Annotated in this window: 27 protein-coding genes; 11 read left to right on the forward strand and 16 right to left on the reverse strand. The window is 61.2% G+C overall.

Annotated elements, in window-relative coordinates; all coding sequences use genetic code 11:
• The first annotated feature begins 232 nt into the window (after positions 1 to 232).
• Positions 233 to 2,149 (forward strand): O-linked N-acetylglucosamine transferase, SPINDLY family protein, encoded by a 1,917-nt coding sequence (locus AC4CWH_RS13585; RefSeq protein ID WP_491319154.1) that lies wholly within the window; start codon positions 233 to 235, stop codon positions 2,147 to 2,149.
• Between the two features lie 199 nt (positions 2,150 to 2,348).
• Here the strand turns inward: AC4CWH_RS13585 and AC4CWH_RS13590 are convergent, their stop codons facing one another.
• A complete protein-coding gene (locus AC4CWH_RS13590; RefSeq protein ID WP_491282593.1) occupies positions 2,349 to 3,551 on the reverse strand; it encodes a glycosyltransferase family 2 protein in 1,203 nt (400 codons plus the stop codon).
• 273 nt (positions 3,552 to 3,824) lie between these two features.
• On the opposite strand from AC4CWH_RS13590, the gene AC4CWH_RS13595 reads away from it, so the two are divergent.
• The 4 genes from AC4CWH_RS13595 to AC4CWH_RS13610 all read left to right on the forward strand — a co-directional run bounded on the left by AC4CWH_RS13595 (position 3,825) and on the right by AC4CWH_RS13610 (position 8,727).
• The gene (locus AC4CWH_RS13595; protein ID WP_491319155.1) at positions 3,825 to 4,724 is read left to right on the forward strand and encodes a hypothetical protein; all 900 of its coding nucleotides are present in this window, start codon (positions 3,825 to 3,827) and stop codon (positions 4,722 to 4,724) included.
• On the forward strand, positions 4,721 to 6,211 hold the full coding sequence (locus AC4CWH_RS13600) for a hypothetical protein (RefSeq protein WP_491319156.1): 1,491 nt from the start codon (positions 4,721 to 4,723) through the stop codon (positions 6,209 to 6,211). The genes AC4CWH_RS13595 and AC4CWH_RS13600 overlap by 4 nt, the downstream gene beginning before the upstream one ends.
• Positions 6,212 to 6,320: 109 nt before the next feature.
• Positions 6,321 to 7,565, forward strand: coding sequence for a class I SAM-dependent methyltransferase (locus AC4CWH_RS13605; RefSeq protein WP_491319157.1), 1,245 nt, complete (start codon positions 6,321 to 6,323; stop codon positions 7,563 to 7,565).
• A gap of 49 nt (positions 7,566 to 7,614) precedes the next feature.
• Positions 7,615 to 8,727 carry a DUF707 domain-containing protein gene (locus AC4CWH_RS13610; protein ID WP_491319158.1) on the forward strand — a complete coding sequence of 371 codons (1,113 nt, stop codon included), beginning with the start codon at positions 7,615 to 7,617 and terminating at the stop codon, positions 8,725 to 8,727.
• A gap of 91 nt (positions 8,728 to 8,818) precedes the next feature.
• On the opposite strand, the gene fliP is transcribed toward AC4CWH_RS13610, so the two are convergent.
• The 13 genes from fliP to flgF are packed head-to-tail and all read right to left on the reverse strand — an operon-like array spanning position 8,819 to position 17,740.
• Complete coding sequence (gene fliP / locus AC4CWH_RS13615) at positions 8,819 to 9,556, reverse strand: flagellar type III secretion system pore protein FliP (protein ID WP_491282598.1); 738 nt, start codon at positions 9,554 to 9,556, stop codon at positions 8,819 to 8,821.
• The gene (locus tag AC4CWH_RS13620) at positions 9,553 to 10,059 is read right to left on the reverse strand and encodes a flagellar basal body-associated FliL family protein (RefSeq protein ID WP_491319159.1); all 507 of its coding nucleotides are present in this window, start codon (positions 10,057 to 10,059) and stop codon (positions 9,553 to 9,555) included. Before AC4CWH_RS13620 ends, fliP begins: the two co-directional genes overlap by 4 nt.
• A gap of 29 nt (positions 10,060 to 10,088) precedes the next feature.
• Positions 10,089 to 10,799: a flagellar basal body L-ring protein FlgH gene (gene flgH / locus AC4CWH_RS13625; protein WP_491319160.1), complete on the reverse strand. Its 711-nt coding sequence runs from the start codon at positions 10,797 to 10,799 to the stop codon at positions 10,089 to 10,091.
• Positions 10,796 to 11,371: a MotE family protein gene (locus tag AC4CWH_RS13630; protein ID WP_491319161.1), complete on the reverse strand. Its 576-nt coding sequence runs from the start codon at positions 11,369 to 11,371 to the stop codon at positions 10,796 to 10,798. The genes flgH and AC4CWH_RS13630 overlap by 4 nt, the downstream gene beginning before the upstream one ends.
• Positions 11,368 to 12,483, reverse strand: a complete 1,116-nt coding sequence (locus tag AC4CWH_RS13635) for a flagellar basal body P-ring protein FlgI (RefSeq protein ID WP_491321432.1) — start codon at positions 12,481 to 12,483, stop codon at positions 11,368 to 11,370. Before AC4CWH_RS13635 ends, AC4CWH_RS13630 begins: the two co-directional genes overlap by 4 nt.
• Positions 12,483 to 12,965, reverse strand: coding sequence for a flagellar basal body P-ring formation chaperone FlgA (gene flgA, locus AC4CWH_RS13640; protein WP_491282601.1), 483 nt, complete (start codon positions 12,963 to 12,965; stop codon positions 12,483 to 12,485). Before flgA ends, AC4CWH_RS13635 begins: the two co-directional genes overlap by 1 nt.
• A 24-nt stretch (positions 12,966 to 12,989) precedes the next feature.
• Positions 12,990 to 13,778 carry a flagellar basal-body rod protein FlgG gene (flgG, locus tag AC4CWH_RS13645; RefSeq protein ID WP_491282602.1) on the reverse strand — a complete coding sequence of 263 codons (789 nt, stop codon included), beginning with the start codon at positions 13,776 to 13,778 and terminating at the stop codon, positions 12,990 to 12,992.
• Between the two features lie 16 nt (positions 13,779 to 13,794).
• Complete coding sequence (gene fliE, locus AC4CWH_RS13650; RefSeq protein WP_491319162.1) at positions 13,795 to 14,136, reverse strand: flagellar hook-basal body complex protein FliE; 342 nt, start codon at positions 14,134 to 14,136, stop codon at positions 13,795 to 13,797.
• Positions 14,133 to 14,552, reverse strand: a complete 420-nt coding sequence (flgC, locus tag AC4CWH_RS13655; protein WP_491282604.1) for a flagellar basal body rod protein FlgC — start codon at positions 14,550 to 14,552, stop codon at positions 14,133 to 14,135. The genes fliE and flgC overlap by 4 nt, the downstream gene beginning before the upstream one ends.
• 7 nt (positions 14,553 to 14,559) lie before the next feature.
• Positions 14,560 to 14,952, reverse strand: a complete 393-nt coding sequence (gene flgB / locus AC4CWH_RS13660) for a flagellar basal body rod protein FlgB (protein ID WP_491282605.1) — start codon at positions 14,950 to 14,952, stop codon at positions 14,560 to 14,562.
• 53 nt (positions 14,953 to 15,005) lie between these two features.
• Positions 15,006 to 15,590 carry a flagellar protein gene (locus tag AC4CWH_RS13665; RefSeq protein WP_491319163.1) on the reverse strand — a complete coding sequence of 195 codons (585 nt, stop codon included), beginning with the start codon at positions 15,588 to 15,590 and terminating at the stop codon, positions 15,006 to 15,008.
• Between the two features lie 6 nt (positions 15,591 to 15,596).
• Positions 15,597 to 16,976, reverse strand: coding sequence for a flagellar protein export ATPase FliI (fliI, locus tag AC4CWH_RS13670; protein WP_491321433.1), 1,380 nt, complete (start codon positions 16,974 to 16,976; stop codon positions 15,597 to 15,599).
• Positions 16,977 to 17,005: 29 nt separating this feature from the next.
• A complete protein-coding gene (gene flgF / locus AC4CWH_RS13675; RefSeq protein WP_491319164.1) occupies positions 17,006 to 17,740 on the reverse strand; it encodes a flagellar basal-body rod protein FlgF in 735 nt (244 codons plus the stop codon).
• A gap of 227 nt (positions 17,741 to 17,967) precedes the next feature.
• Between flgF and motA the strand changes: the two genes are divergently transcribed.
• The 6 genes from motA (at position 17,968) to AC4CWH_RS13705 (ending at position 23,171) form a co-directional block, all read left to right on the forward strand.
• The gene (motA, locus tag AC4CWH_RS13680) at positions 17,968 to 18,846 is read left to right on the forward strand and encodes a flagellar motor stator protein MotA (RefSeq protein ID WP_491282608.1); all 879 of its coding nucleotides are present in this window, start codon (positions 17,968 to 17,970) and stop codon (positions 18,844 to 18,846) included.
• A gap of 5 nt (positions 18,847 to 18,851) precedes the next feature.
• Complete coding sequence (locus tag AC4CWH_RS13685) at positions 18,852 to 19,799, forward strand: FliM/FliN family flagellar motor switch protein (RefSeq protein WP_491282609.1); 948 nt, start codon at positions 18,852 to 18,854, stop codon at positions 19,797 to 19,799.
• 73 nt (positions 19,800 to 19,872) lie between these two features.
• Positions 19,873 to 20,460, forward strand: coding sequence for a flagellar motor switch protein FliN (gene fliN / locus AC4CWH_RS13690; RefSeq protein WP_491319165.1), 588 nt, complete (start codon positions 19,873 to 19,875; stop codon positions 20,458 to 20,460).
• A gap of 27 nt (positions 20,461 to 20,487) precedes the next feature.
• Entirely contained in the window at positions 20,488 to 21,537 is a 1,050-nt protein-coding gene (fliG, locus tag AC4CWH_RS13695; protein ID WP_491282611.1) for a flagellar motor switch protein FliG, read from the forward strand.
• Between the two features lie 111 nt (positions 21,538 to 21,648).
• Positions 21,649 to 22,713 (forward strand): flagellar biosynthesis protein FlhB, encoded by a 1,065-nt coding sequence (flhB, locus tag AC4CWH_RS13700; protein ID WP_491319166.1) that lies wholly within the window; start codon positions 21,649 to 21,651, stop codon positions 22,711 to 22,713.
• Between the two features lie 20 nt (positions 22,714 to 22,733).
• Entirely contained in the window at positions 22,734 to 23,171 is a 438-nt protein-coding gene (locus tag AC4CWH_RS13705; RefSeq protein WP_491282613.1) for a BspJ family T4SS effector nucleomodulin, read from the forward strand.
• A gap of 33 nt (positions 23,172 to 23,204) precedes the next feature.
• Here AC4CWH_RS13705 and visR read toward each other — a convergent pair whose 3' ends face one another.
• Together visR and visN are read right to left on the reverse strand one after the other, a co-directional pair.
• Positions 23,205 to 23,957 carry a transcriptional regulator VisR gene (visR, locus tag AC4CWH_RS13710; RefSeq protein WP_491282614.1) on the reverse strand — a complete coding sequence of 251 codons (753 nt, stop codon included), beginning with the start codon at positions 23,955 to 23,957 and terminating at the stop codon, positions 23,205 to 23,207.
• Positions 23,958 to 23,967: 10 nt separating this feature from the next.
• Entirely contained in the window at positions 23,968 to 24,705 is a 738-nt protein-coding gene (visN, locus tag AC4CWH_RS13715; protein ID WP_491282615.1) for a transcriptional regulator VisN, read from the reverse strand.
• Positions 24,706 to 24,875: the final 170 nt, after the last annotated feature.

The following is a 24,875-nucleotide window of genomic DNA, read 5'->3' on the forward strand; positions in this document are numbered from 1 at the left end:
TCGGTTCCGGATCTTCAGGAAAACCAAACCCGTCATGTGAGAATGACAGTCGCAGACAATCATTGCAGATGTCTTAAGTGGCTATGGACAATTGCAGCTATCCGGTCATTGATTCGTCAACCGTGCGGGGCCACCGGTTTCGGGCAAGCTTGGCTCTTTAGGAATGGTAAACCGAGCGTGGATTCTTCTCGTCCGCGATCAATGATCGGCAACCCAATCCGGAGCCTGGATGTTGAGCCCGCAGACCCTGTTTTCCGATGCTTCCAAGAGCTTTCACCGCGGCCATTTCACCGAGGCGCTGACCTCGCTGAACAAGCTGCTGGACCACTCCAAGGATGCCAAGACCTATACGCTTCTGGCCCGCACGCTGGTGGCGCTCGGGTTTCGCGAGGATGCCGCCCGCACCTATGTGCTGGCCGCCGAACTTGGCGGATCGCGCGCCGAGGACTATTATGCCGAGGCGATGAAGATCTATTTCGATCTGGGCCAGGACGACCTTGCGCTGAGCCTTGGCCGCCCGCTTCTGCAGCGCGCCCAGAAGGATCCGGATCTCGCCTTCATCATCACCTCGCTGTTCATGAAGCGGGGCGAAAAAGACATGGTGCGGGTGTTTTTGCCGGCCCTGTCGATGAGCGAGAACTCCCAGCACAACAGCCTCGCCTTCCTGCTTTTGACCGGCACGCCGGAAAACGACCGCGACCGCGAATCCGTTGCCAACCTGTTGTCGCGCATGCCCAACAGCCTGATCCTGATCATGGCGCATCTGGTGGCGCAGCGCGAAATCAACAACTATGCCGAAATGGAGCGCCTGCAGCTGCGCCTGGAGCGTATCGCCAGCAACGATCGCCGGCTGCTTGGCGTGGAAACGCCATTCTATAACCTGCACTGGCTGACCGACGAGGCGATGAACAAGCTCGTCAGCTACAAGGCGGATGCCTTTCCGGCCAGCAACCCGCAGGAGCGGCTCACCATGCCGCACACATGGGGGAAGAAGATCCGCATCGGTTACCTGTCGTCGGACTTCTGGAGCCAGCATGCGACGATGAAGCTGTTCCGCGCCGTGCTCGAAGCCCACGATCCGGAGCGCTTCGAGGTGACGCTGTTCTGCTATACAGATCCCAAGCACCTGGAACACGAGACCGGTCGCGAAAACTGGGGCCGTATCGTCAACGTGCGCGACCTCAGCTACCCGGCAACGGCCGAGGTCATCCGGTCGCACAACATCGATATCCTCGTCGAGATGAAGGGTCACACCCGTGGCGGCCGGCCGGGCATCCTCAATTTCAAGGCGGCCCCGGTTCAGGTCGCCTGGCTCGGTTTTCCCGGCACCACCGTCAACACCGATCTCGATTACATCATCGGCGACCATCATGTGCTGCCGGATAGCTCCAAGCCGCATTATTGGGAAAAGTTCTGCCGGATGCCGGAGACCTACCAGCCGAACGATCCCTATGAGCGCCCGCGCCGCGACCTTTTTACCCGCGCCGATGCCAAGCTGCCGCAAGACGCCTTTGTCTTCGGCTCGTTCAACGCCACGCGCAAGATCTCGCTTGCCAATATCAACCTCTGGATCAAGCTCCTGAAGGCGACGCCGAAAAGCGTGCTGTGGATCATGTGCAAGTCGAACGACAGCCGCGACAACATCCTGCGCAAGCTGACCACAGCGGGCATCGAGACGAAACGTATCGTGTTCACCAAGGTGGTCTCCTATGAGGAGCATCTGGCCCGGCTTTCGCTCGCTGACGTCGGCCTCGACACCTATCCGTATAACGGCCACACCACGACTTCCGAACAGCTGTGGGCGGGGCTTCCGGTTCTGACGATGAAGGGCCAGCATTTTGCCTCGCGCGTTTCGGAAAGCCTGCTGAACGCCATCGGCGTGCCGGACCTGATTGCCGAGGATGAGGCCGACTACCTGAAACAGGCCGTGGCGCTTTATGAAAACCCCGAGCTGGTGAAGGCACTTCGCGCCCGCCTTGAAGAGAACCGGCTGGTGAAGCCGCTGTTTGATGCCGAGCGCTTCTGCCGTCACCTGGAGACAGGCTACGAGATCATGGCCGATCGCGCCCGCCAGAAACTGGCGCCCGATCATATCGACATCCCGGCACTTGCCGCGCGCACGCAACCTTTCCTCATCGAGGGGAACTGACCTTTCGACCGGGCGGTCCTGCCACCACCCTCCCCTCATCAAAAAGCTCTCCGGTCTATGCCGGGGAGCTTTTTGCGTTCGAGGCGCTGGAGAGAGATCTGGCCCCGCCCGACGCACAAAAAAGGGCACCGCCGGCTGGCGATGCCCTTTTTCGAATCGAAGGGTATGCGGGACTTTCGTCCCGCAGCCTTTCAAGCCATCAGGCGAACTGGGCCATGTAGTGGCGCAGCTCGAACACGCCGTCGCCCACCGGCGCCTGGGCGGCAAAATCCGGCTGCATGACCAGCCAGGAGCGCGGGCCCTGGTGACCGACCGGCGGCTGGCGCACCACATGCGGCTTCAGCGCATCGGGGATCATCTGCAGCGCCTCGTTGGTGATGATCGGATCGACCACGACAGGCCCGCCGCTATACCCCGACGCTTCCGTCAGGGCCGTGACGATGGCCGCCAGCGTGCAGATCTGGCCATAGGCCTCCTGGGTCGCCGGAGACGGATGATAAGCCGACATGCGGTGATACATGATGTAGGCTTCCGGCCAGTTGCGGAAGGCCATGTGCAGGCGCAACGCCACCGATTTGCGCACCAGCATGAACTGCACGAAACGCTCGTGGAAATGCAGCCGCTCGGCATTGGTGAGCCGCGTCGAGATTTTTGCGTGCGAAGCGAGGTATTCAAGGCCACCGAGATAGGTATCCCACTGGAACATGCATTCCTTCTTGCCCTGCTGCACGTCGCCATCGGCTGCAACGCCGGTGACGCGGGCAAAGGGTGCCGGCAGGAACAGCACATCGGCCTTGCCAAGCGCACGCGTGGTATAAAGGAAGGCCCAGAAGATGAACGGTGCAAGGCTGGAGATCGTCTGGTCGAGAATTTCGCGCCGGATGATGAGGAATTCCGGAAAGACATGATGCGTCAGCAGGAAGTCCAGCATCTGCTGGTGCTCGTCCTTGCGAAACCGTGTCGGGCCGGGAATGTGATAAAAGGGCTGCATATCCGTGCCGCCGGTCTTTTCGTTGACCAGCATCCAGGGCGCCTGGATCATGCCGAGCGCCGGATCAGCCTCCAGCATGGCCAGATATTCGGCCACCTTTTCCGGGATCAGCAGGTCATCATCGCCAAGGAACAGCGCGTATTTTCCCCGCGCCCGCTGCATGGCGAAGGCATAATTGCTGAGAAAGCCGGAATTCTTCACACGCCGATGGTGGGAGATTTCCGGGATGCCGGCAAGCTGTTCCAGATACTCATTCGTGCCGTCGGTGGAGCGATCGTCGACGATGACCATCTCGAAGGCAATGCCCATCCGGCGAAACGCCTCCAGATGAAACTTCACATTGCGTTCCAGCATCGGCCGGCGGTTGTAGGTGGGAACACAGATCGACAACATGGGTATGGTGGAAAACATCGGGCTCTCCCTGGCGAGATCATGGGTCCTTCGCGCGTGAGGACCGCTTGGACTGTCGCAATACCGCCTCTTGCTTTCGCGAGGCTGTAGCAACGCCGGCGTTTGATCTTGCTGCACCTTCAGCGCGTCAGCCCTGCACAAGCTATCGCGCATAGGTTCCAAGCTTATCGTCACCCGAAGCATTTTGTGCAGCGACGGTGGCATGGCGGTGTTTTTCGCGCCTGGGCTCAAGGTCACGGTTGGCCAGATGCCTGCGCTGACTTGGAGAGTAGTGTGAACAAGCTCGTTCTTGCACGGTATCTGGAACCGATCGACTGGATCGTCGACGTTCCCGAAGACTTCGAGATCTACATCTACAACAAGGGCGATGCGATCACCTCGCCGGCCGTGCTCGAGCGCGCCCGCAAGGTGGTGCAGCGGCCGAATGCCGGGCGAGAGTCGGAAACCTATCTCTTTCACATGATGACGGAGACCGAGGACAACGACGACTTCACCGTTTATTCGCAGGCCGACCCCTTCACCCATAGTCCGGATTTCATGCGGCTCCTGAGCGTCTGGCGCCAGTGGGATGACCTGCAGCCGCTGTCCTGGCAGTGGAAGTGCGACCATGAGGTTCCGCCATCCGGCATCCTGAAACTGTACGAAGAGCAGTTGGCCGGCCGTCTGCGCATCCGCCCGGAGCGGTTCTCGCTCTACACCTGGGCGCCGATTGAGTTTTTTGACATCGGCGCGCTGAACACCGGGCGCACCTATCGCCATGCACACGGTCAATTGCCGGAAGGCACCAACATCGCGGCGCATTTCCTGAAAATGGCGCAGTTGCCGGAGATTGCGGCAAAGGCCGAGGCCAGCTCGCTCGGGATCTTTTCCTATGGCGCGCTGTTTGCCGCACGCAACCACGTGATCAAGCAATTGCCGCAGGAGGCGGCAAAGCAGCTCTATCAGGCCTCCATGGCGCATCCCTGCTACGGCTACGTGCTGGAACGCATGTGGCTGCATTTCTTCGGCGCCGAATTCGAGCTTGCGCAATCGGCACCGATGAAACTCGACAAGGTGGAGGCCGAGGTCGCGGTTCAGCCGGCACCAAGGCCGGAGGCGACCCGCCCGACCGGCTGGGATCACCCTCTGTTTGGGCCAAGTATCACGCCTTACCGGGAGGGTCGCATCGGATGAGGATCCCCTTCTGCGACCAGTCGGATGCCGCTGGAACAATGGCGCCCGTGCAATGGACGTCCATCACGTTTATCGATGACGTGTTTCGCCATGCCTTCTGGCCCGCCAAGGAGTTTTTCTACGAACTTCTGGGCGCACCGCTTCAGGCCGTACTCGGCCAGCCGATGCCGATGAGTGTGCGGCGGCAGATGTGGCAGAACGGAACACTGCGGCAGGAAGGCTCTGCCCTTCCCAAGGGGCCGGAAACCGCCTGGCTGAATGAATACGCCACCTTAAGTCCGGACAGTCGCCGCACGCTTTCGACCTATGTCGATCCCCGTGCGCTGCATATCTGCTACGAGGCCTCGCCCGGCCTCCTCGACTTCCTGACCGAGCGTGGTGTCACCTATATCGATATCCGCCTGTCGCCGATCCGCTTCCTGCCGGACGTGGTGCTGGCGATCACCAGCAACTCCTCAGACATCAGGGCGAAGCTGTCGCGCATCAGCCTGCCGCGCCACGAGATCGTTGCCGAAGCCACCAAACTTTCGGCGGCGTTCCGCCACCGCGATCGCTATGTGCCGCAGGCCAATATCCCTCGCCGCCCCGGCAGGCAGGTGGTCGTCATCGGGCAGACCGCGTCGGATGCCAGCATCATCGTCGATGGCCGGTTTTTCCACTTCCGCGATGCGCTCAGCACGCTTCACCAGAAGCTGCAGGGCGCTCACGTCCTATACCTGCGCCACCCGAGCGCCTCGCCGGAGCATATCCGAAGTGAAACGGACCTGCTGCGCGGCATCTACCCGGCGCTCGAGGTCACCACGGCCAACAGCTACGACCTTTTGTGCTGCGACCAGTCGCTGGAGTTCCTGGGCATCTCCTCAGGCTTGATGCAGGAAGCGGCCTTCTTCGGTCGCGCCACCACGTCTCTTCTGCCTCCGGTCTGCCCGCTGGTGTTTTCCGACACGCCGGAGAGCGCGCAAGGTTATGCGCAGGTGACATTCGACACCTTCATGGACCCGCAGTTCTGGCGCTGCCTGCTCGGCGCTGCCGAACCGGACCACCGCGATACGCTGCGCAACATGGTGCCCAACCAGCTGCGCGAACTGCACAATGTCTGGTGGGGTTATCCCGCCCACAAGATCAAGCCAAACGATTTCAACCGCACGCTCACCGGCGACATCCGGCCGGAGCTTGAACGCGTCTATGGCACGACGCGTTTCGTGCTGGACATCATCGCCGGCAACCAGCCGAGCATTGTGGGTGACGACATCACCAGCAGGCACTGGCGCTGGCCAAGCGGCGGCGTGGTGAAGCTCGAGCCAGACGGCATCGTGACCCGCGACAACCGCAAGGCCGGAACATGGCGGCGACTGGCGCTTTCGGAACCGGCCTATTTCCTGCTGTGGGACGAAGGTTTCTGGGTCGATTTCGTCCGCTACGCCGGCAATGGCCGTCTGGTCTGCCGCAACAATATCGGCGGCCAGTTCGCCGTCGCCCAAGCCTAGCGCCTGTCCGGGAAAGGCGCAGGACCGGCTTTCCCGAAGGCGAACGTGAACAAGAGATCGAGAGCACCAAGCGCCAGACCCGCAGCGCGGACACTTCAAGGAGACTGACATGCATCACCCGGACGGCGCCACCCTCAAGGTGCAAGACCTCAACAACGATTCGCCAGCCGCCCAGACCGGCGAAATCGAGCGCTGCGATGCGGCAATCGATTTTCTGCGCGCCCAGATCGCCAACCTGACGGGACAACTGGCGGACAACGAACGGCGTCGCCACGAGGCGGCAAACCGGGTGGCGTCGACAGCTCCACAGACCGCTGCCGCAAGCCTTGACGATGCCGCCGCGCGCAAGATCAGCGGCGCCCTGCACGACAACGGCCAGAAGGCATTTGTCCTGCAGACCGTGCTGTCGGAAGTCGCTCGCGGCTCGTTCGTGCGTTACGCCGACCTGCTCTCGGACCTGCGCAAGGTGCCGGGTCTCGAATCCCTCATCGACCAGCACATCCTGCGCACCGGTTATGCCACCGGCCTCGACCGCTCGGCGGCCGTGCGCAACATCACGGCGAACGATTACCAGCGCCTTCACACGCAGGACGTTGCCTACCAGACCAACAACTGGATGGTGGAGCACCTGCCGTTTATCGTAGCCATGCGGCCGAAAAGCCTGGTGGAAGTCGGCTGCGGCAACGGGCGCTTCCTGCATGCCGTGGCTCCCTATGTCGAGACGCTGACGGGCCTCGACTGGGCGCGCTCGCCGCTTTTGACCACGCTTCCAAAAAACACCACTTTCCAGCAGGCCAATGCGCTGACCGATGCCATCCCATCGGCAGACGTCTGCTGCTCGGCCGATGTTCTCGAACATTTCGAACCCGCAGCGCTGCCGGCCCTGATCCGCAAGCTGCACAATTCGGCAAAGCTGAGCTATCACGTCATCGCCTGTTATGACGATGGCCATAGCCATTGCTCCGTCTTCAACCCCGGCCAGTGGCTGGCGCTGTTCCGGACCATCGATCCGGCCTACCAGCTGACAATGATCAGCCCGCGCCGCCAGCGCCCCGACCAGCTGCTGTGCGCCATCACCAATTTTGCGCCGGCCGTCGGCCAGGCCGTGCAGCTTGGCCCGATCAGCGGCAACTGGGCCACCGCCAGCGGCAAGACCGTCTCCTTCGACAAGGACATGAGCGTAAAACTGTCGGGCGTTCCGGCTGCAACCTGGGTGCCTTCTCAGGACCGTGAGACCGCCTCCGTGCGCTGGATCGAAAGTGGTGCGACGGATCTCGTTTCACTGTCCAAGGACAAGCAGACGCTCACCATCGACAACCTGAATGGACAGCAGTTCCAGGTTAGCCGCGCATGACCATCACCGCCTTGCCTCCGTTGGAGCCAATTACCTCACAGGATCATCCATGAACATGCTGATTTCGGAAAACACAGCGTCCACAAGTGCGGACTGGGGCGATGCACCGGCGCTCACCAAAGCCGATCTGGAGGGCAGCTTCTGGCAGCTTTCCAGCCTCGATGCCGGCTCCCTGTCGCCCTTCCTGGTTCTGGCGCCGGAGGGTCGCATCGGCAATTTCTTCGAACCGTCGGTGGATTACTGGCACGTGTTCCAGGATCGCCTCTGCCTCGTCAACAACCGGGGCGAGCTGACGGTGATCTTCAATGCTGCGCAGATGCAGGACGGAAAGATCGTCGGCCTTGCCGGTCGCGGCACAATCGGCGCAACCGGCGGCGTATTCATGCTGACGCGGACGCAACACCCGGCGCATCCGGTCCGCCCGACACCGGCAGGCGTCGAGCGCAAGGCAAACTTCCTCGTTCAGCTCGAGCGCCCGTTGCGCCCGAACCTTGTCGTGGTGCCAGCCAATTCCGAGACGCTGCACGGCAACTGGCTGGACAATCTTCCCGATGCCAAGCGCAGCTGGGATCTCTGCGTCGGCTATTACGGCACTGAACGCCCCTTCCTGCCGGCGCCGGCGGAATATCTTGCCCACCTGCCGCAGAAGCGCAAGTTCATGCTGCTGGCCGATCTGTTCTACGAAGGTAGCCCGCTTTGGGCCTATGATCGCATCTGGCTGCCGGATGACGACCTGATGGTGACGGGCGAAGAGATCAACCGGATGTTCCACCTGTCGCGCAAGCATGGCCTGGATCTCTGCCAGCCGGCGCTCACCGATGCACCGGGCAGCCATCCAAACCATCCGATCACCATCAAGCGTGCCGAAGGCGGCGTGCGCCACGAGCGTTTCGTCGAAATCATGTGCCCGCTGTTTTCGCGCCGGGCGCTTGAGATCTGCATCGGCAGCTTCAAGGATTCGGTTTCCGGCTACGGCCTCGATCATCTCTGGCCAAGCTTCCTCGGCCGCCCTGAAGAGCGCATGGCCATTCTCGATGATATCGGGGTTGCCCATACACGTCCGATCGGCGCCACCTACGACATCGGCTCGGCGATTGGCGAACAGAACGCCACCTTCCGCGGCTACGGCTTTCGCTACGAGCAGATCCCCGGCGTCCGCTGAACATTATCCAGCCTGACACACATGAATAACCCGGCGGTTGCAGCAACCGCCGGGTTATTCATGTTGTCTGTTGGGAAGGGAATGTTTGGCGTCAGTTGAAGGAGCGCACCAGGCTGCCGACAAGCAGGTTCCAGCCGTCGATCAGCACGAAGAACAGGATCTTGAAGGGAAGCGAGATGGAGGTCGGCGGCAGCATCATCATGCCCATGGCCATGGTGATGGCGGCAACGACCATGTCGATGACGAGGAAGGGCAGCACGATCAGGAAGCCGATTTCAAAGCCGCGACGGATTTCAGACAGCATGAAGGCCGGGATCAGCACGCGGTAATCGATAAGCTCCGCCGTGCCGACCGACTGGCCGCGCTCGCGCGCGATGTCGACAAACAGCGACAGGTCCTTGTCGCGCGTATTGGCGCTCATGAAGGTGCGAAAGGGTTCGGCGATCCGCTGCACGGCTTCCGCCTCGTTGATCTGGTTCTGCAAAAGCGGCTGCACGCCGTCGCTCCAGGCCCGGTCGAAGGTGGGCGACATGACGTAGAAGGTCATGAACAGCGACATCGAGATGAGGACGAGGTTGGAAGGGGCGGTTGCGAGCCCCATGCCGGTGCGCAGGATCGAAAAGGCAATGATGAAGCGCGGAAAGCTCGTCACCATCACGAGGATGCCCGGCGCGATTGATAGCACCGTCAAAAGCCCGAAGGTGCGGATGATCCACGCGGCAGCCGACCCGTCGATTGGCAGGTTCAGGAGATCCGTCGGAGATTGCTGGGCCAGCGCAAGACCCGGTATCGCCACAAGGGCGATCAGCAGCGAGATCAGTCGAATCATTCGATCACGAAGGTCCTAAACATCACCTTCGATACTTTGCCTTGCGAACGCAGGTCAACACGTTCCTGAATGTCGTCCTTAAGATATTGAAAGCCGCGCGGCCCTTCGATCTGCTGCAGCGAGACGGTGCGCATGTAACCCAGGATATCCTGGTGAATGTCTTCCGCCATCGCCAGTTCCGGCGGGCCGTTGAAGGCAAGCGCCACTTCGAGCCTGATCCAGCTGTCGGAGGGGTAGGCAAGATTGGTGGTGATAGGCTCCAGCTGTACGACGCCGGCAGCCGCCGTCGCGATATGGGGAAGTCCTTCTTCCTTTTTCTCGCCGTGCGCGGCGGCAGGCGCCGGGGCAGCCGCAGCCGCTTCGACGGGCGCCTTTGGCGCGATCATGCCACCCAGGACCCAGCCGGCGCCGGCGCCGACCAACGTCACGATGGCGATGGCCACGATCGTTATCACCATCGACCCCTTCTTTTTCTCCGGAGCGCCGTCCGCTGCCTCTTCCATCACCTGGTCCTTTACGATTTGCCGTCTGCTCAGAAGGGCGAGAACAGGTCGACGACCTGCTGGCCGACCGGTGGCTGCTGCACTTCCATCAGGCGGCCACGGCCGCCATAGGAGATGCGGGCCTCGGCAATCTTGTCATAGGAAATGACGTTCTTGGAATCGACATCCTGCGGGCGCACGATACCGGCGACGTTGAGGATGCGGATCTCGTGGTTGACGCGCACTTCCTGCGAGCCGGACAGCAGGAGATTGCCGTTTTCCAAGACGCCCGTCACCACCGCCGCCACCAGAAGCTTCAGGTTTTCCGAGCGCTTGGTGGAGCCCTTGCCCTTCGATGAGGAGTCGGAATCGCTGCTCATGTCGCCATCGGTGGAGGGCGTGAGCCCGAGGATATTGGCGGCCACGTTCCACGTGAGGCTTGTGCCGTTGGTGCGGCTGCGGTCGGTCTCGTTGTCGAAATTGGCCTTGTCGTTGATCTGGATGTCAACGGTCAGAATGTCGCCGACGTTGAGCGCACGGGCATCCTTGAACAGAGCGGCCTGGCTGTCGCTCCACAGCGAATAACCGCTGGCCGTCTGGTGCGGCTGCTTGGGATAAAGCGACATCTGCGGCGTCTGGGCATAATTCAGCCCGCTGCCGATCGGGCTCATGGCCGGGGCATTGCCGATTTCCTTGATCGTCTGGCTCTGGCAGCCGGTGAGCAGGAGAACGGCCAGCAGAGCGGGTGCGCGCTTGGTCATGAACGGTCCTTCGAAGTATTGGGGTCTGACGCGCTGGAGAGGATCGAGGAAATCATGCCGGCCTTTTTCGCATCCATTTCGCTGAGGATCAGGCCCGATTGGCGCGCCGGCAGTTTCATGATGATGGCGGCAGCAATGCCCGGCTCCATCGCCTCGAGCCTGGGAGCAGCGGCGTCGGCCTTCATCGTCTTGTAGATGTCGACCAGACCGACCTGGGCGCGGGCCAGGAAATCATTGCGGCGTTTCAGCCAGTCCTCGTATTCCGCCTTGCGGGTTTCCAGGACGACAATGCGTTCATCGACGCCCGATTGCAGCTTTTCCAGCTCCTGTTTCTGCAGGAGATAACGCTGGTCGCGGGCGCTGTCGGCAATGTTGGTGCAGAACTTTTCGATGTCCTGCCCTGTTGTCGTCGGAAACTGCGCGCCGTTCAGCGGGGCCGTTGCCTGCTGCGCATTCACCTGCGGCACGAGCAGCAACAGGGCGGCGGCGGCGAGGAGTCTTAGTGCGAACCGGCCTTTTGGGGCTGAAGCGCTCGAAACGGCTGCGGTCATCATGAACTTGCCCTTCGTCATTGGATCACCAGCTCTGCCTGAAGCGCGCCGGCCGACTTGATGCCCTGGAGAATGGCGATGATGCCATCAGGCTTCACGCCGATGCTGTTGAGACCGGCCACAAGGCTGCGCAGGTCCGGCCCGTTGAGGATGGCGACATTGCTGCCGCTCTTCGATACGCTGATATCGGTCTGCGGCTGCACCGCTGTCACGCCATTGGAAAACGGCTCCGGCTGGACGATCTGCGGCGTCTCGTTGACCTGGACGGTGAGTGTTCCATAGCTGACCGCCACGCGCGACACCTTCACATCCGCGCCGATGACGATGGTGCCGGTGCGTTCGTTGACGACCACCTTGGCGGGCGTATCGGTATCCACCACAAGGTTCTCGATCTCGGCCATCAGGCGCGTCAGATCCGCCGTCTTCGGCTTCTGCACGATGACTTCCTGCGAATCGCGCGGCTCAGCGATCGGGCCGCCATACCGCTGCGCGGCAAAATTGTTGACCAGATCGGCAATGCGCACGGCGGTGGAAAAATCCGGGTTGCGCAGCTGCAGCACGAGATTGACCGAATCCTTGAATTTCGACGGCAGTTCGCGCTCGATGATCGCGCCGTTCGGCACGCGTCCGGCTGTGGTGATGCCTTCGGTGACGGAGGCCGCTTGCCCTTGCGCGGAAAAACCCGAGACGATGACAGAGCCTTGCGCCACCGCATAGATCTGGCCGTCAGCGCCGGTGAGCGAGGTCATGATCAGCGTGCCGCCGCGCAGCGATGTCGCATCGCCAAGCGAACTCACCGTCACGTCGAGGCGGCTGCCGGGACTTGCAAAGGGCGGCAGGGTGGACGTCACCATGACGGCGGCCGTATTCTTGGCGCTCGACTGGCCGCCTTGCGTGGAAATGCCGAGGTTTTGCAGCATGGCGCGCATCGACTGCTCGGTAAACGGCGAGGAGCGCAGGCTGTCGCCGGAGCCTTGCAAGCCCACAATCAGGCCGTAGCCGATCAGCTGGTTGTCACGGCCGGCCTGCAGCGAGGCGATATCCTTGATGCGCGCGGCATCCGACAGCGCCGGATCCGCAAAGGGCAGGATGGAGAGGACGGAAAGGCCGGCGGCCACGAGAAGACGTTTCATCATTTCGCCATCACCTGCACGGAGCCGTCACCCATTACGGTGCCGGAAACGGTCACGCCGGAATCCAGATTGCGCACACGGATCACGTCGCCGACCGAGGCGTTTTCGAGCGGGGTTCCGGAGGCGGAAATCATCATATTGCCAACCGCGAAGGTGAGCCGCACGGAGGCGCCGCGCTTCACCGCAAAGGGCGCGCGCAGCGTTGCCACCTGAATGGTGCGGCCGGGCAGCAGCGTGCGCGTGCTGATCATGCCGCTCACCTCGTCGATGGCCGTTGCATACCCGCCGGCGATATTGGGATTGGTCACTTCGACCTCCTTCAGCGCGGACGGCGAGATTTCCTGGCCCGGATAGATGATCTGCGTGGGCACGATGGCGACGCCCATATCCGCATGCGCAAGGCTGGCAAAGGCGCCTGCAGAAAGGTGCAGGGCCGCCACCAAGGCAAGGCGCTTCATGCTGCGTGTCCGGCGGAACATCATGTCTGCCACCCTCTTTGTTTCCGGTTACTTCAGGTTCTTCGAGACGATGGAGGCCATTTCGTCGGCGGTGGTAATCACCTTGGAGTTCATCTCATAGGCACGCTGGGCCGAGATGAGATCGGTGATTTCCTTGACGGCATCGACGTTGGAGGCTTCCAGATAACCCTGCTTCAGGTAACCGAAGCCGGGATCTTCAGGGGCGGCCACAATGGCTTCGCCAGAGGCTGCGGTCTGCTGGAACAGGTTGTCGCCGAGCGGCTTCAGGCCGGCCTCGTTGACGAAGTTGGCAATCGTCAGCTGCCCGATCTCGGTGAAATCACTGTCGCTGCCGACACGCACGCTGACCTGGCCGGTGCGGCTGATCACGGTTTCGCTGACATTGGCCGGAAAGGTGATGTTGGGCACGACGGCATAACCGTCGATCGTCACCAGCTGGCCATCGGCATTGGTGTTGAAGGCACCGGCGCGGCTATAGAGCGTATTGCCGTCCGGCGACTGGATCTGGAACCAGCCACGGCCGACGACGGCGAGATCAAGATCGTTCTCGGTCTGCGTCAGCTGACCCTGCGTGTGGATGTTGCGCACGGCCGACGTCTGCACGCCAAGGCCGATATTGGCGCCCTCAGGCACGATCGCCTGGTTTGCCCGGTTCGGCACGCCGGCGGCGCGCTCCGTCTGGTAGAGAAGATCGGCAAACTCGGCGCGGGCGCGCTTGTAGCCGGTGGTGTTGATATTGGCGATATTGTTCGCAATGACTTCAAGATTGGTCTGCTGGGCATCCATGCCCGTTGCAGCGACAGAAAGCGCTCTCATGTCTTCGTCCTAACCGTTACATCTGCATCTTTGTGATTTCGAGATAGGCGTTGACGATCTTGTCGCGGAAGGCGATCGCCGTCTGGAGCGACTGCTCCGCCTGCATGACGGCATCCACCACTTCGCGGGTATTGGCCGTTCCCTTGATGCCTTCGAAGGACATGGCTTCGGCCGACTTGAGGCTGTTGCTGGCGTCGGTTGCCATGTTGCCGAGCACGTTTGCAAAGCTCATGGCGGAATTTTCCGCCTGGGCGGCCGAACCGGCTATCGACGAGGAGGAGCTGGAGCTTTCGGTTGACGATGTGCCGAGACCACGGGTCAGGGAAAGCGAGCTGACATTCTGGATATTGTCGATCATTGCGAAGCCTTCAGGAGGTCAATGGTGGCGGCGACCAGTTCGCGCGTCTGCTTGATGGTCTGGAGATTGGCGTCATAGGTGCGATTGGCCTCGCGAAGGTCGGCCATTTCGATCAGCATGTTGACGTTCGGCATCTTGACCATGCCCTTGTCGTCGGCGGCCGGATTGCCCGGATCGTATTCCTCGACGAAATCCGACTGGTCCGTGCCGAGCTTCTTGACGTTGACCACCTGCGCACCGGACGCCTTGTCCAGTTCCGCGCCGAACGTGATCGTCTTGCGGCGATAGGGATCGGCACCGGGCGTGTCGCCGGTGGAGCGGGCGTTGGCGATGTTTTCCGACACGATGCGCAGGCGGGTGGCCTGCGCTTCGAGGCCGGAGCCGGCGATTTTCGAAGCGGCTGAAAGCGGGTCCATGATGGGTCTACCTCTTGACTGTCATCAGCATCATGCGATGGAAGGATTTGACGAGGTTCGTGCTCAGCTCATACTGACGCTTGATCTCGCCCGTCTTGGTCAGTTCTCCGGCAAGACCAACGGTGTTGCCCGATTCCTGAATACCGATTTCGTTGTTGAGCTTTTCCTCTTCCACATCCACGTTGATGCGGCTGCTGACGCCGGTGCCGGACAGGTGGCCCGGCTGCGTGCGGGCCATGCTCATGCCCGTGGAGTTGAGGACGGCGGAGAACGGCGTGACGTCCTTGGCCTTGTATTGTGGCGTGTTGGCATTGGCGATGTTGCCGGCAACAACCTCCTGGCGAATGGACAGCCATTCCGCTTGACGCGATGCCAGGTCGAACAGTTGAATGGGTTGCATGGGCTTCTCTCCATCTTGTAGGGGAAGCCTATGCCTTTAATCTTGCGTCAGACTTACGGGCCGGACGATGCGGCATCATCGTAGATCTCGCCGGTCGAGGTGATGATGACCCATTTGCCGTCGCGCTTCTCGATGATGGCGAGCCGGCTGTTGTCGGGCAGGATCGAACCGACCCGCACCATATACATGCCGGAATTGTCCTGGATGAGCGCGCGCCCGTTGGCCACATGCATCAACCGGAAACTGTTGCCGCCGGGGAAAGGCTGTTCCGGCGCCACGGCGCTGTCGGTCTGGCGGCCACGGTCGGGCTTGGCAACCGTTGCCGTCGTCAGCGTATCCAGCGGTTCCAGCATCTTGTCGGGCGGCGTCGTCTTGTCGTCGTTGTCGACGAGGGCGAGCGGCGAAACGCTGAAGACAGGGCGCGGCGGACCTTCCGGCAGGTCGCGCGTCATCTCCATCGGCGTCACACGTATGCCGAACTTGTCTTCGTTGAAGAACACGTACCAGGGGAAGGATGCAGATACGATGGCAATCAGGATGCCGGCTCCCGCCAGCATCCGGTCACTCGAAAGCCTGAGACGGCCAAAGCGGCGGCGAGCCGGCGCGACGGGCGCGTCTTCGCGTGCGTTGATGCTCATCGGCGGTTATCCTCTTTGTCTTGTCGGTGTCTGCTGCGGGGCAGCACCCGCCCGAAGGGCGGCGGCGAGATCCGCATAGGCATCGGTCACAGGCTGGTCGCCCGGCGATTGTTTCAGGACGTCGTAGATGATCGGCACCTGCTTGATCGCCATGTCGAGATCCGGATCGCTGCCGGTTCGATAACCGCCGATCAGGCGAAGGTCGCGGGTTTCCTCGAAACGGTGGATGAGCGCCTTCAGCCGCGACACCAGCTTTTCCTGGTCGCCGTTCCAGGCCTTGCGGGCGAGACGCGAGATGGAGGATAGCGGATTGATCGGCGGATAACGCCCCTCTTCCGCCAGGCTGCGTTCCAGAACGATATGGCCGTCGAGAATGCCGCGCGCCGAATCGGCGATCGGGTCGTTGTGGTTGTCACCATCGACAAGGATGGAAATGATCGCGGTGATCGTGCCCGCACCTTCCGCCCCGGGGCCGGATCGCTCCAGCAGGCGCGGCAGCTCGGTAAACACGGAGGCCGGATAACCGCGCGCAATCGGCGGCTCGCCGGAGGCAACCGCCACCTCGCGGATGGCATGGGCAAAACGCGTCACGCTGTCTGCGATGAACAGCACATTTTCGCCCTTGTCGCGAAAATGTTCGGCAATGGTGATGCCGACGAGCGGCGCCATCTTGCGCAGCATCGGGCTTTCGTCGCTGGTGGCCACGACGGCGATGGATTTCGCCATGTTGTCGCCGAGCGTATCCTCGATGAATTCACGCACTTCACGGCCACGTTCGCCGACAAGCGCGATGACGACGCGGTCAAAAGCATCGGCACGCGCCATCATCGACAGAAGCGTCGATTTGCCGACGCCGGAGCCGGCAAAGATGCCGAGGCGCTGGCCAAGGCAGAGCGGCGAAAAGATATCGATGGCGCGAACGCCGGTGCGAAACCCGGTCTCGACGCGTTTGCGCGTCATGGAAGGCGGCGCGGTGTTGGAGATCGAGCGCTTGACCGGGCCGTTCTTCAACGGCCCCTTGCCATCGATGGGTTCGCCAAGCGCGCTGATCGTGCGGCCACACCAGCTCTCATCCGGCGCGACGCGAAAGGCGCCCTTTCGAATGACGACATCGCCGATGCCGATGGGTTCGCCAGGCTCGATGGGGCAGACAAAGATGATATCGGGCTCGACGCGAACGACTTCGCCGAGATGAATGCCGGTGGCACTGCGATGGGCGACGAATTCGCCGAGCCGCACATGCCGCGACAGGCCCGCCACCGTATAATGGCCAGCTGCGATGGTGCGCACGCGCCCGCCCGGTGCCACCGCCACCGAAGGATCGGCAAACCGGCGCACCAGCTCGGCCATATGGGAAAGCTTTGCGCCGGCACCGGTCTCGGCCATTCTCGTTTCCATGCGTTATGTCCTAAAGGTCAGCGTGTGCCGCCCAGCGTCTTGATGGCTTCGCCGAACTGCTGTTCCGTGTCGCGCATCAGCGCCGAAATGCCTTCGAAGGCGCGGTTGACCTGGATCAGCTCGGTCATCTGGCCGATGGCATTGACGTTGGATTGTTCGAGATAACCCTGGGTCACGCCGACATTGAAGGCATCGACCACCGGCTGCGGCTGTTCGACCGGGATCACGCCGGCGTTTTCGTAGCGCAGGTAACCCTTGGAAATATCGGCGCTGAACACGCCAAGTGTTGCGACCGGATTGCCGTCCTGGCTGATGCGCCCATCGGCGCCGACTTCCGGCGGTCCGCCTGCCCGGTTGAGCTGGATCGGCGCGCCGCCGGCATCGAGCACCGCATACCCCATGTTGGACACCAGCTCGCCGGTTTCCTTCATGGTAAACCGTCCGTCACGCGTCAGAACCTGGCCGGCAGGGGTATCGATGGCAAACCAGGCATCACCCTTGATGGCGAAATCCAGCGCATTTCCCGTCTGTTCGAGCGCACCGCTGCGCGTCGACAGGTAATCGTTGCCCTGGGTGACGAAAGCGACCTTGGCGTTCAGCTCGTTTCGGGTCTTGCTCAAGACCTCGTCGAACTTGACTTCGGTCGCACGAAAGCCGACCGTATTCATGTTGGCCATGTTGTCGGCAATGGTATTCAGCCGGCGCTCCAGCGCGATCTGCGACGAAATACCGACATATAATCCGGACTGCATATCATCTGCCTCCGTGTCTCAACTATAGGGAACGGGGGCAACGCCCATGATGGGCACCTCTCCGCACGGGTGGAGAGGGCGTTACCCCCTGATGCAGCCGACACTAGGAAGGCAGACTTGCGCGAGGCTGTTTCGCGCCGACACAGGTTTCAGGCGCCGTTTACCCAGCCTCACGCAAGCCACGCACCGTATCCCGAAACCTGATACAACCACGGTACAGGCTCGCCATGACCATTATTATCGGATTCGTTATCACACTCGGCTGCGTCCTCGGCGGCTATATGGCCATGGGCGGCCATCTGGACGTCCTTGTTCAGCCGTTCGAGCTGGTGATTATCGGTGGCGCCGGTCTCGGTGGCTTCATCATGGCCAACCCGATGAAAACGGTGAAGGATGCCGGCAAGGCGCTGGGTGAGGCGTTCAAGCATGCCGTTCCCAAGGAACGCAACTATCTCGACGTTCTGGGTGTCCTGTATTCCCTGATGCGTGACCTGCGCACAAAGTCGCGCAACGAGATCGAAGCGCATATCGACAATCCGGACGAATCCTCGATCTTCCAGTCGGCCCCGACCGTGCTGAAGAACAAGGAACTCACCGCCTTCATCTGTGACTACGTGCGCCTGATCATCATCGGCAATGCCCGCAGCCACGAGATCGAGGCGCTGATGGACGAGGAACTCGACACCATCCTGCACGACAAGATGAAGTCCTACGATGCCATGGTGATCATGGGCGATTCCTTCCCGGCCATCGGCATCGTGGCCGCCGTTCTCGGCGTTATCAAGGCCATGGGCAAGATCAACGAAAGCCCGGAAGTGCTCGGTGGCCTCATCGGCGCCGCCCTCGTCGGCACCATGCTCGGCATCTTCCTCTCCTACTGCCTCGTCAGCCCGCTCTGCTCGCAGATCAAGATCGTGCGCAACAAACAGCACCGCCTCTACATCGTCGTGAAGCAGACGCTGATCGCCTACATGAACGGCTCCGTGCCGCAGGTGGCGCTGGAATATGGCCGCAAGACCATTTCCGGTTATGAGCGTCCCTCCATCGACGCCGTCGAGCAGGAAATGATGAACCCCGGTGGCGGCGGCGAAAGCAAGGCGGCATAACGACCATGAGCGACGACACGCAAAAATCCCCTGATCGCCTCGATCACGCGCTTCTGGCCAAGCTGACCAATGGCCTTGGCGACCGCCAGACGGTTGAAAAGATCTGCGGCGATTTCGGGCAGCTTTATTCGGTTTTCCTGCCCGACGTCTTCCACAGCGAGACGGGTATTTCGATCGAGGTCTCCTATGTCGGTTTCCAGTCCGGCCTGATGCCGGACCTCATTGCCGAGCTTGGCGATACCGTCTGCCTGACGGACGGATCCTTGCGCAACTGGTGCCCGAATTTCGTGCTCGCCTGCGGCAACAGCTTCATTATCGGCCTGATGGAACGCATGCTGGGCGCTGATCCCTCGATGGTCGAACAGCCGCCGGAGCGCCCGCTGTCGGATATCGAAATGGATCTCGGCACCATGGTGTTCGAGCGAACGGCCAATGTGCTGCGCTCCGGCGTCAATGCGCCGGGCGGTTTCGAGGCCATGCTGGAACGCCCGCACAATGCTGGCGATCGCCCGCCTGCCGATCCGGACATGCCGGTGGAATATGGCGCGACCATCCGCCTTGCGGTCGACATCGGCAAGGTCACCTCGGAAATCGCCCTCGTCATTCCCCAGCGCGCGCTTTTGAAGACGAAGGTGGAAGTGCCAAAGCCGAAAGGCCAGATCTCCAAGAACCGCAAGGAATGGCATGACAAGATCACCGAGCAGGTGCGCCGGTCCCCGGTGACGCTCGAAGCCCGCATCCGGCTGCAGAGCCTGACGCTGAAAACCATCTCCAAGCTGATGGTCGGCGATGTCATCGCTTTCGAGGACAAGACCGACGTTCAGGCTCAGGTCAGCGCCAATGGCAAGGACATGTACAATTGCGAATTCGGACGGTCCGGCGAGCGCTACACGGTGCGCGTGAAGGACAATATCAGCACCGAGCAGGAGCTGCTGCGCCACCTCATGGGTTAAACAAGAGCACTGCTCATACCGCAATGCGAAGAATGGGCAGCTTCACGCAAGTTTCAACAGGAATAGTGTTTTCATGGCTACGAAGAAAACCCCAGCACCCGATGACGATATTTTTCCCGCTGCCGGCAATGAAGCCGAGTTGGACCAGGCGATTGATGACCTGCGCGGCGTGCTGAAAGCCGACGGCGATGCACCGACCAGCGATTTTGGCGCGGAATTCGGTGCCGAGTTCGGCGCAGACACGGCAACACCGGCCGCAGACTTCGGTGGCTCCGATTTCGGCGGCGCGGATCTCGGTTCGGACTTCGGCGGCGGCGATTTCGGCGGTGCTGATCTTTCGGGCGCAAGCTTCGGCGGCAGCGATTTCGGCTCGGGTGCTGCGATGTCCGAGCCCGGCAGCGGGCTCAACTCAAACCTCGACCTGATCATGGATATCCCGATCACGGTCGAAATCGTGCTCGGCACAAGCCGCATGCAAGTTTCAGGGCTTATGGGTCTTGAAGAGGGCGCCATCATAGCGCTCGACAAGCGGATCGGCGAACCGGTCGAGATTACGGTAAACGGACGGCGGATCGCCAAGGGTGAGATCACTGTCCTCGAAAATGACGATACGCGCTTCGGCGTGAAGCTGACGGAAGTCCTGAGCACAAAGAAAGCCTGATCCTTAACGGGACAGTGAGGGAAGACCATGATGGACTTTGACGATTTCGGAGGCGCAGTCTCCACGAAACCGTTATCCCAAGCTGAAAAAGCCGCTGCCGTCCTTCTTGCGATGGGCAAGGGGGTGGCTGGGAAGCTGTTGAAATATTTTACCCAAAGCGAGCTGCAGACGATCATCGCCTCGGCGCAGAGCCTGCGTGAAATCCCGCCGGACGAGCTGTTGCAGCTCGTCAACGAGTTCGAGGACCTGTTCACCGAAGGTGCAGGCCTGATGGACAATGCGCGCGCCATCGAAGGCATTCTCGAAGAGGGACTGACGCCGGAAGAAGTCGATGGGCTGCTTGGCCGCCGCACCGCCTTCCAGGCATTCGAGACCTCCATCTGGGACCGCCTGCAGGATGCCGATCCGGAATTCGTCGGAAAATTCCTCCAGCGCGAACATCCGCAGACGATTGCCTATATCCTGTCCATGCTGCCCTCGTCCTTTGGTGCCAAGCTGCTCATCCAGCTGCCGGACAGCCGCCGCGCCGACATCATGAACCGCACGGTCAACATGAAGGACGTCAGCCCCAAGGCTGCCCAGATCATCGAGAACCGCGTGATGGAACTCATCCAGATGATCGAGGCCGAGCGCAATTCCAACGGCTCCAACAAGGTAGCCGAGCTGATGAACGAGCTGGAAAAGCCCCAGGTCGATACGTTGCTCAGTTCGCTGGAGACAATCAGCAAGGAATCGGTCAACAAGGTTCGCCCGAAGATCTTCCTGTTCGAAGACCTTCTGGCCATGCCGCAGCGCAGCCGCGTGCTGCTGCTCAACGACATCGCTGCCGATATCCTCACCATGGCGCTGCGTGGCGCACCGGGCGAGATCAAGGAAAGCGTCCTGTCGGCGATCAGCCCGCGCCAGCGCCGCATGATCGAATCGGATCTTGGCGCCACCAACGTCGCGCTCAACCCGCGCGAAGTGGCCATTGCGCGGCGCGCCGTGGCCCAGGAAGCCATCCGTCTGGCCAATGCCGGCCAGATCCAGCTGAAGGAGCCGACGCCCGAGGGCGAAAAGGCAACCGAAGCCGCCTGATCGCCAGGCACAGCAGATACGCACGGCAACAGTGCCGTGCAACCGGAGCCATGATGGCCCCGCCCTTTGGAACCGACGACGGCTCTTGCCGTCCAACGCAAGGATGAAGCCTTGTCGGACGAAGATAAAGACAGCAAAACAGAAGACCCCACAGGCAAAAAACTGCGGGACGCCGCAGACAAAGGCAATGTGGCCCATTCGAAAGAGGCGACGCTTTTTGCGTCGTCTTTGGCGTTTTACTGTTACCTCTTGTTTTACCTGCCCGGCGCCACGGCAGAGCTTGGCGAAACGCTGAAGGACCTCCTCGACAAGCCCGACCAGTGGCGTCTTGAAAACGCGACGGATGTCGTGTCCCTGTCGGTGCATCTCGGCTGGGCCTCGGCTGCTTTCCTGTCACCGGCCATGCTGATGTTCTGCCTCTTCGGCCTGTGCTCCTCGCTCATGCAGAACATGCCGTCCTTCGTTCTGGAGCGGGTGCGCCCGCAGGCGTCGCGCGTCTCGCTTTCCAAGGGGTTTGCCCGCATCTTCAGCGTGCCCGGCCTCGTGGAATTCGGCAAATCGCTGTTCAAGGTCGCCGTGGTTGGCATCTGCATGTATCTGGCCATGCGCAGCGACTTCCTGCACTCCATCGATGCGATGTTTTCAGACCCGACGGTCATCCCGAGCATGCTCTACGCGTCCACCAAGAAGATGATGGTGATCATCCTTCTGGCGACCGCGACGCTTGCCGTCATCGACTTCTTCTGGACCAAACATCACTGGTTCAGCCAGCTGAAGATGACCAAGCAGGAGGTGAAGGACGAGAACAAGCAGGCGCAGGGTGACCCGATCGTCAAGGCCCGCCAGCGCTCGCTGATGCGCAGCCGCGCCCGCAACCGCATGATGAGCAACGTGCCCCGCGCCACGCTCGTCATCGCAAACCCCACCCACTATGCCGTGGCGCTGCGTTATGTGCGCGAGGAAAGCGATGCGCCGATCGTCATTGCCAAGGGCACCGATCTCGTCGCGCTGAAGATTCGCGAGATTGCCGAGGAAGCCGGCATTCCTGTTTTCGAGGATCCGCCTCTGGCGCGCTCCATGTTTGCGCAAGTCTCGGTGGATAGTATCATCCCCGCCGCCTTCTACAAGGCAGTGGCAGAACTGATCCACCGGGTCTACGCCACCCGGTCGCCCTAGAAACGGATGCACGAGACACAATGAAAAAATGCGACTACTCGTTGGAAAGAGAAAAAATCCTTGCGCAGGCGATCAACCCGGTGGCGACCGAATTACGGCTGCTGGATGCGGGCGACCTCATTTCGCTGCTGCGGCTGGAGCGTTACGGCAGCATAGCCGACCTGGTCTCATCGGCGGCTGAGCTTTATTTCCACCCCGGCACCGTGAATTTCGGCTCGGGCGGCGAATATCGGCTGGAATGGGATGGGCCGCCGCAGATCATGCTGGATCTTGAAATCAAGCCGCGCGGCGTCTCGGTTTATGCGCGCCTGATGCTGAGCGACCAGACAGCCGGCATCGAGATCGACCACATCACCTTCCAGGACCCCTCGCAGGACCCGTTGGAAAACACCGCCTTCCTGTCGCGCAGCCTGCACGAGGCCCGCTTTGCCAAGCCGCCCCTGGAAATGGCCGGCTGAAAAAGGGCCGATGGCCTGGCCGACATCTTCTGATCAGTGAATATAGCCCAGGCGGATCGCTTTTGCGATCGCCTGGATGCGGTTCACCGAATCGAGCTTGATGGTGGCCGATCCGAGATAGGCGTTGACCGTGTGGACCGAGAGACCGAGCTTTTCGGCAATTTCTTCGCTGATCTGGCCATCGCCGGCCAATTGCAGGCAGGAAATCTCGCGTTCACTCAACGTTTCGGATGGCACGGACTTGCGCTCGTCAAGCGCGAGAAGATCCATCATGATCTGGCAGCTCCGCACATGCTGGTCGATGACGGCATCGCTCGACAGGTCGATCGACGTGCCGCAGAAGATTGCATAGCCGTTGCCGACGGCGCCCAGGCGCACGGGAAAGGCAATGCCGGCAAAGAGCATGCCGCAGTCTTCCAGCCGGCGGATCAGCGGTGCCTGGTCCACGGCAGAATCGGCGGAGCCCGGCCCTCCGTCAGGCCCCGGCCAGCTCATCGGCAGCAGCGAAACATCGATGTGGTGAATGAGGATGTCGCCGTAGGCGGCAATCAGGGCGGCGGTGTTTTCGGTCGCCGCTGCCCCCCAATTGTCCAGTTCGCAGATCAGTTTGCGCTTGTTGGGCAGGCCTGTGCCGCTGACACGGAACACGGCAAAGCTTGAGGCCCGCATGCTTTTCTGCATGGCGACGAGTTTGGGAAAAATATCCGAACGGCTGCTGGCTCGCTGAACACGAAGGTATTGCATTCCCGCTTCCGGCTCTCCCCCCGTTGTCCGCGAGTACCCCATTCAGCCTTTCCTATACAAGATTGTTGCGCACAGCATAGGCGATGGCCTCCGACCGGGTCTTGGTTGCCGTCTTGCGCATGACGCTGGTGATGTAATTGTTGATCGTGTTGCGCGAAATGCCCAGAATGACCGCGATCTCGTCGCTGGTCTTTCCCTCGGCAATCCAGAACAGGCATTCCAGTTCGCGGTCGGTCAGCTCGAAATCGCGCTCCACCCTGATATCCCGGGTCTCGCCAAGGCTCATCGCATACCCGGCCAGCAGCCCGACTTCCCGCAACCGGTCCTGCGACAGGATGATGCCTTCGATGAACAGCAGCATGACCGAAAACCGCGTGCGCCCGGCACAGAAGGTGAGCGAGCAATACTGGCGGCTCACTTCTTCCGGCAGACTGAGGTCATCGGGCAGCAGCGAAAACTGCGGCGTCAGCAGCGCCAGACATTTTTCGATCTCCGTCGAGCGCGAATAACCCTTGGCCAGATCCGCACCGAGCCGGCGCACCAGATCGAAAGGCCAGTTGGAAGCAACGATGAAATCCAGCCCCTGGTCCTGGATCAGGTCGTAGCGGGCCAAAAGATAATGTGAGGAGCCGACATAGTCGGAGAGGATGCGCATGGCCGACTGAATATTGCCCGACGCTCCAGCCAGGGACAGGCGACGCAGAACTTGCTCTCGCAACAACGCCTTGGGGGCAGCGGGCTCCAGAAAATGCCTCCCCTCCAGCGTTGGATCTGCGTTTCGCAACTCCATTTCGTTTCATCTCCCTTTCAGGGAAAACACTTCAAACGCCTGTCATTGCCCTTGGATCACGCCACGTCCGGAAAACAGGTTACAATCCCGCGATCCGATTGTCTTCAATGCGCTGCAGCGAATCATGGTCATTTTAGGAAGCTGCCACGGAATTGCCATAACCTCTTGTC

Source organism: Neorhizobium sp. PAMB6716, assembly GCF_058242805.1.

Excerpts from the sequence above, each read along its gene's own strand:
- AC4CWH_RS13590 (WP_491282593.1), bottom strand. The coding sequence starts at position 3,551 with ATGTTTTCCACCATACCCATGTTGTCGATCTGTGTTCCCACCTACAAC.
- AC4CWH_RS13600 (WP_491319156.1), top strand. The coding sequence starts at position 4,721 with ATGAGGATCCCCTTCTGCGACCAGTCGGATGCCGCTGGAACAATGGCG.
- AC4CWH_RS13605 (WP_491319157.1), top strand. The coding sequence starts at position 6,321 with ATGCATCACCCGGACGGCGCCACCCTCAAGGTGCAAGACCTCAACAAC.
- AC4CWH_RS13610 (WP_491319158.1), top strand. The coding sequence starts at position 7,615 with ATGAACATGCTGATTTCGGAAAACACAGCGTCCACAAGTGCGGACTGG.
- fliP (WP_491282598.1), bottom strand. The coding sequence starts at position 9,556 with ATGATTCGACTGATCTCGCTGCTGATCGCCCTTGTGGCGATACCGGGT.
- AC4CWH_RS13620 (WP_491319159.1), bottom strand. The coding sequence starts at position 10,059 with ATGGAAGAGGCAGCGGACGGCGCTCCGGAGAAAAAGAAGGGGTCGATG.
- flgH (WP_491319160.1), bottom strand. The coding sequence starts at position 10,799 with ATGACCAAGCGCGCACCCGCTCTGCTGGCCGTTCTCCTGCTCACCGGC.
- AC4CWH_RS13630 (WP_491319161.1), bottom strand. The coding sequence starts at position 11,371 with ATGACGAAGGGCAAGTTCATGATGACCGCAGCCGTTTCGAGCGCTTCA.
- AC4CWH_RS13635 (WP_491321432.1), bottom strand. The coding sequence starts at position 12,483 with ATGAAACGTCTTCTCGTGGCCGCCGGCCTTTCCGTCCTCTCCATCCTG.
- flgA (WP_491282601.1), bottom strand. The coding sequence starts at position 12,965 with ATGATGTTCCGCCGGACACGCAGCATGAAGCGCCTTGCCTTGGTGGCG.
- flgG (WP_491282602.1), bottom strand. The coding sequence starts at position 13,778 with ATGAGAGCGCTTTCTGTCGCTGCAACGGGCATGGATGCCCAGCAGACC.
- fliE (WP_491319162.1), bottom strand. The coding sequence starts at position 14,136 with ATGATCGACAATATCCAGAATGTCAGCTCGCTTTCCCTGACCCGTGGT.
- flgC (WP_491282604.1), bottom strand. The coding sequence starts at position 14,552 with ATGGACCCGCTTTCAGCCGCTTCGAAAATCGCCGGCTCCGGCCTCGAA.
- flgB (WP_491282605.1), bottom strand. The coding sequence starts at position 14,952 with ATGCAACCCATTCAACTGTTCGACCTGGCATCGCGTCAAGCGGAATGG.
- AC4CWH_RS13665 (WP_491319163.1), bottom strand. The coding sequence starts at position 15,590 with ATGAGCATCAACGCACGCGAAGACGCGCCCGTCGCGCCGGCTCGCCGC.
- fliI (WP_491321433.1), bottom strand. The coding sequence starts at position 16,976 with ATGGCCGAGACCGGTGCCGGCGCAAAGCTTTCCCATATGGCCGAGCTG.
- flgF (WP_491319164.1), bottom strand. The coding sequence starts at position 17,740 with ATGCAGTCCGGATTATATGTCGGTATTTCGTCGCAGATCGCGCTGGAG.
- motA (WP_491282608.1), top strand. The coding sequence starts at position 17,968 with ATGACCATTATTATCGGATTCGTTATCACACTCGGCTGCGTCCTCGGC.
- AC4CWH_RS13685 (WP_491282609.1), top strand. The coding sequence starts at position 18,852 with ATGAGCGACGACACGCAAAAATCCCCTGATCGCCTCGATCACGCGCTT.
- fliN (WP_491319165.1), top strand. The coding sequence starts at position 19,873 with ATGGCTACGAAGAAAACCCCAGCACCCGATGACGATATTTTTCCCGCT.
- fliG (WP_491282611.1), top strand. The coding sequence starts at position 20,488 with ATGATGGACTTTGACGATTTCGGAGGCGCAGTCTCCACGAAACCGTTA.
- AC4CWH_RS13705 (WP_491282613.1), top strand. The coding sequence starts at position 22,734 with ATGAAAAAATGCGACTACTCGTTGGAAAGAGAAAAAATCCTTGCGCAG.
- visR (WP_491282614.1), bottom strand. The coding sequence starts at position 23,957 with ATGGGGTACTCGCGGACAACGGGGGGAGAGCCGGAAGCGGGAATGCAA.
- visN (WP_491282615.1), bottom strand. The coding sequence starts at position 24,705 with ATGGAGTTGCGAAACGCAGATCCAACGCTGGAGGGGAGGCATTTTCTG.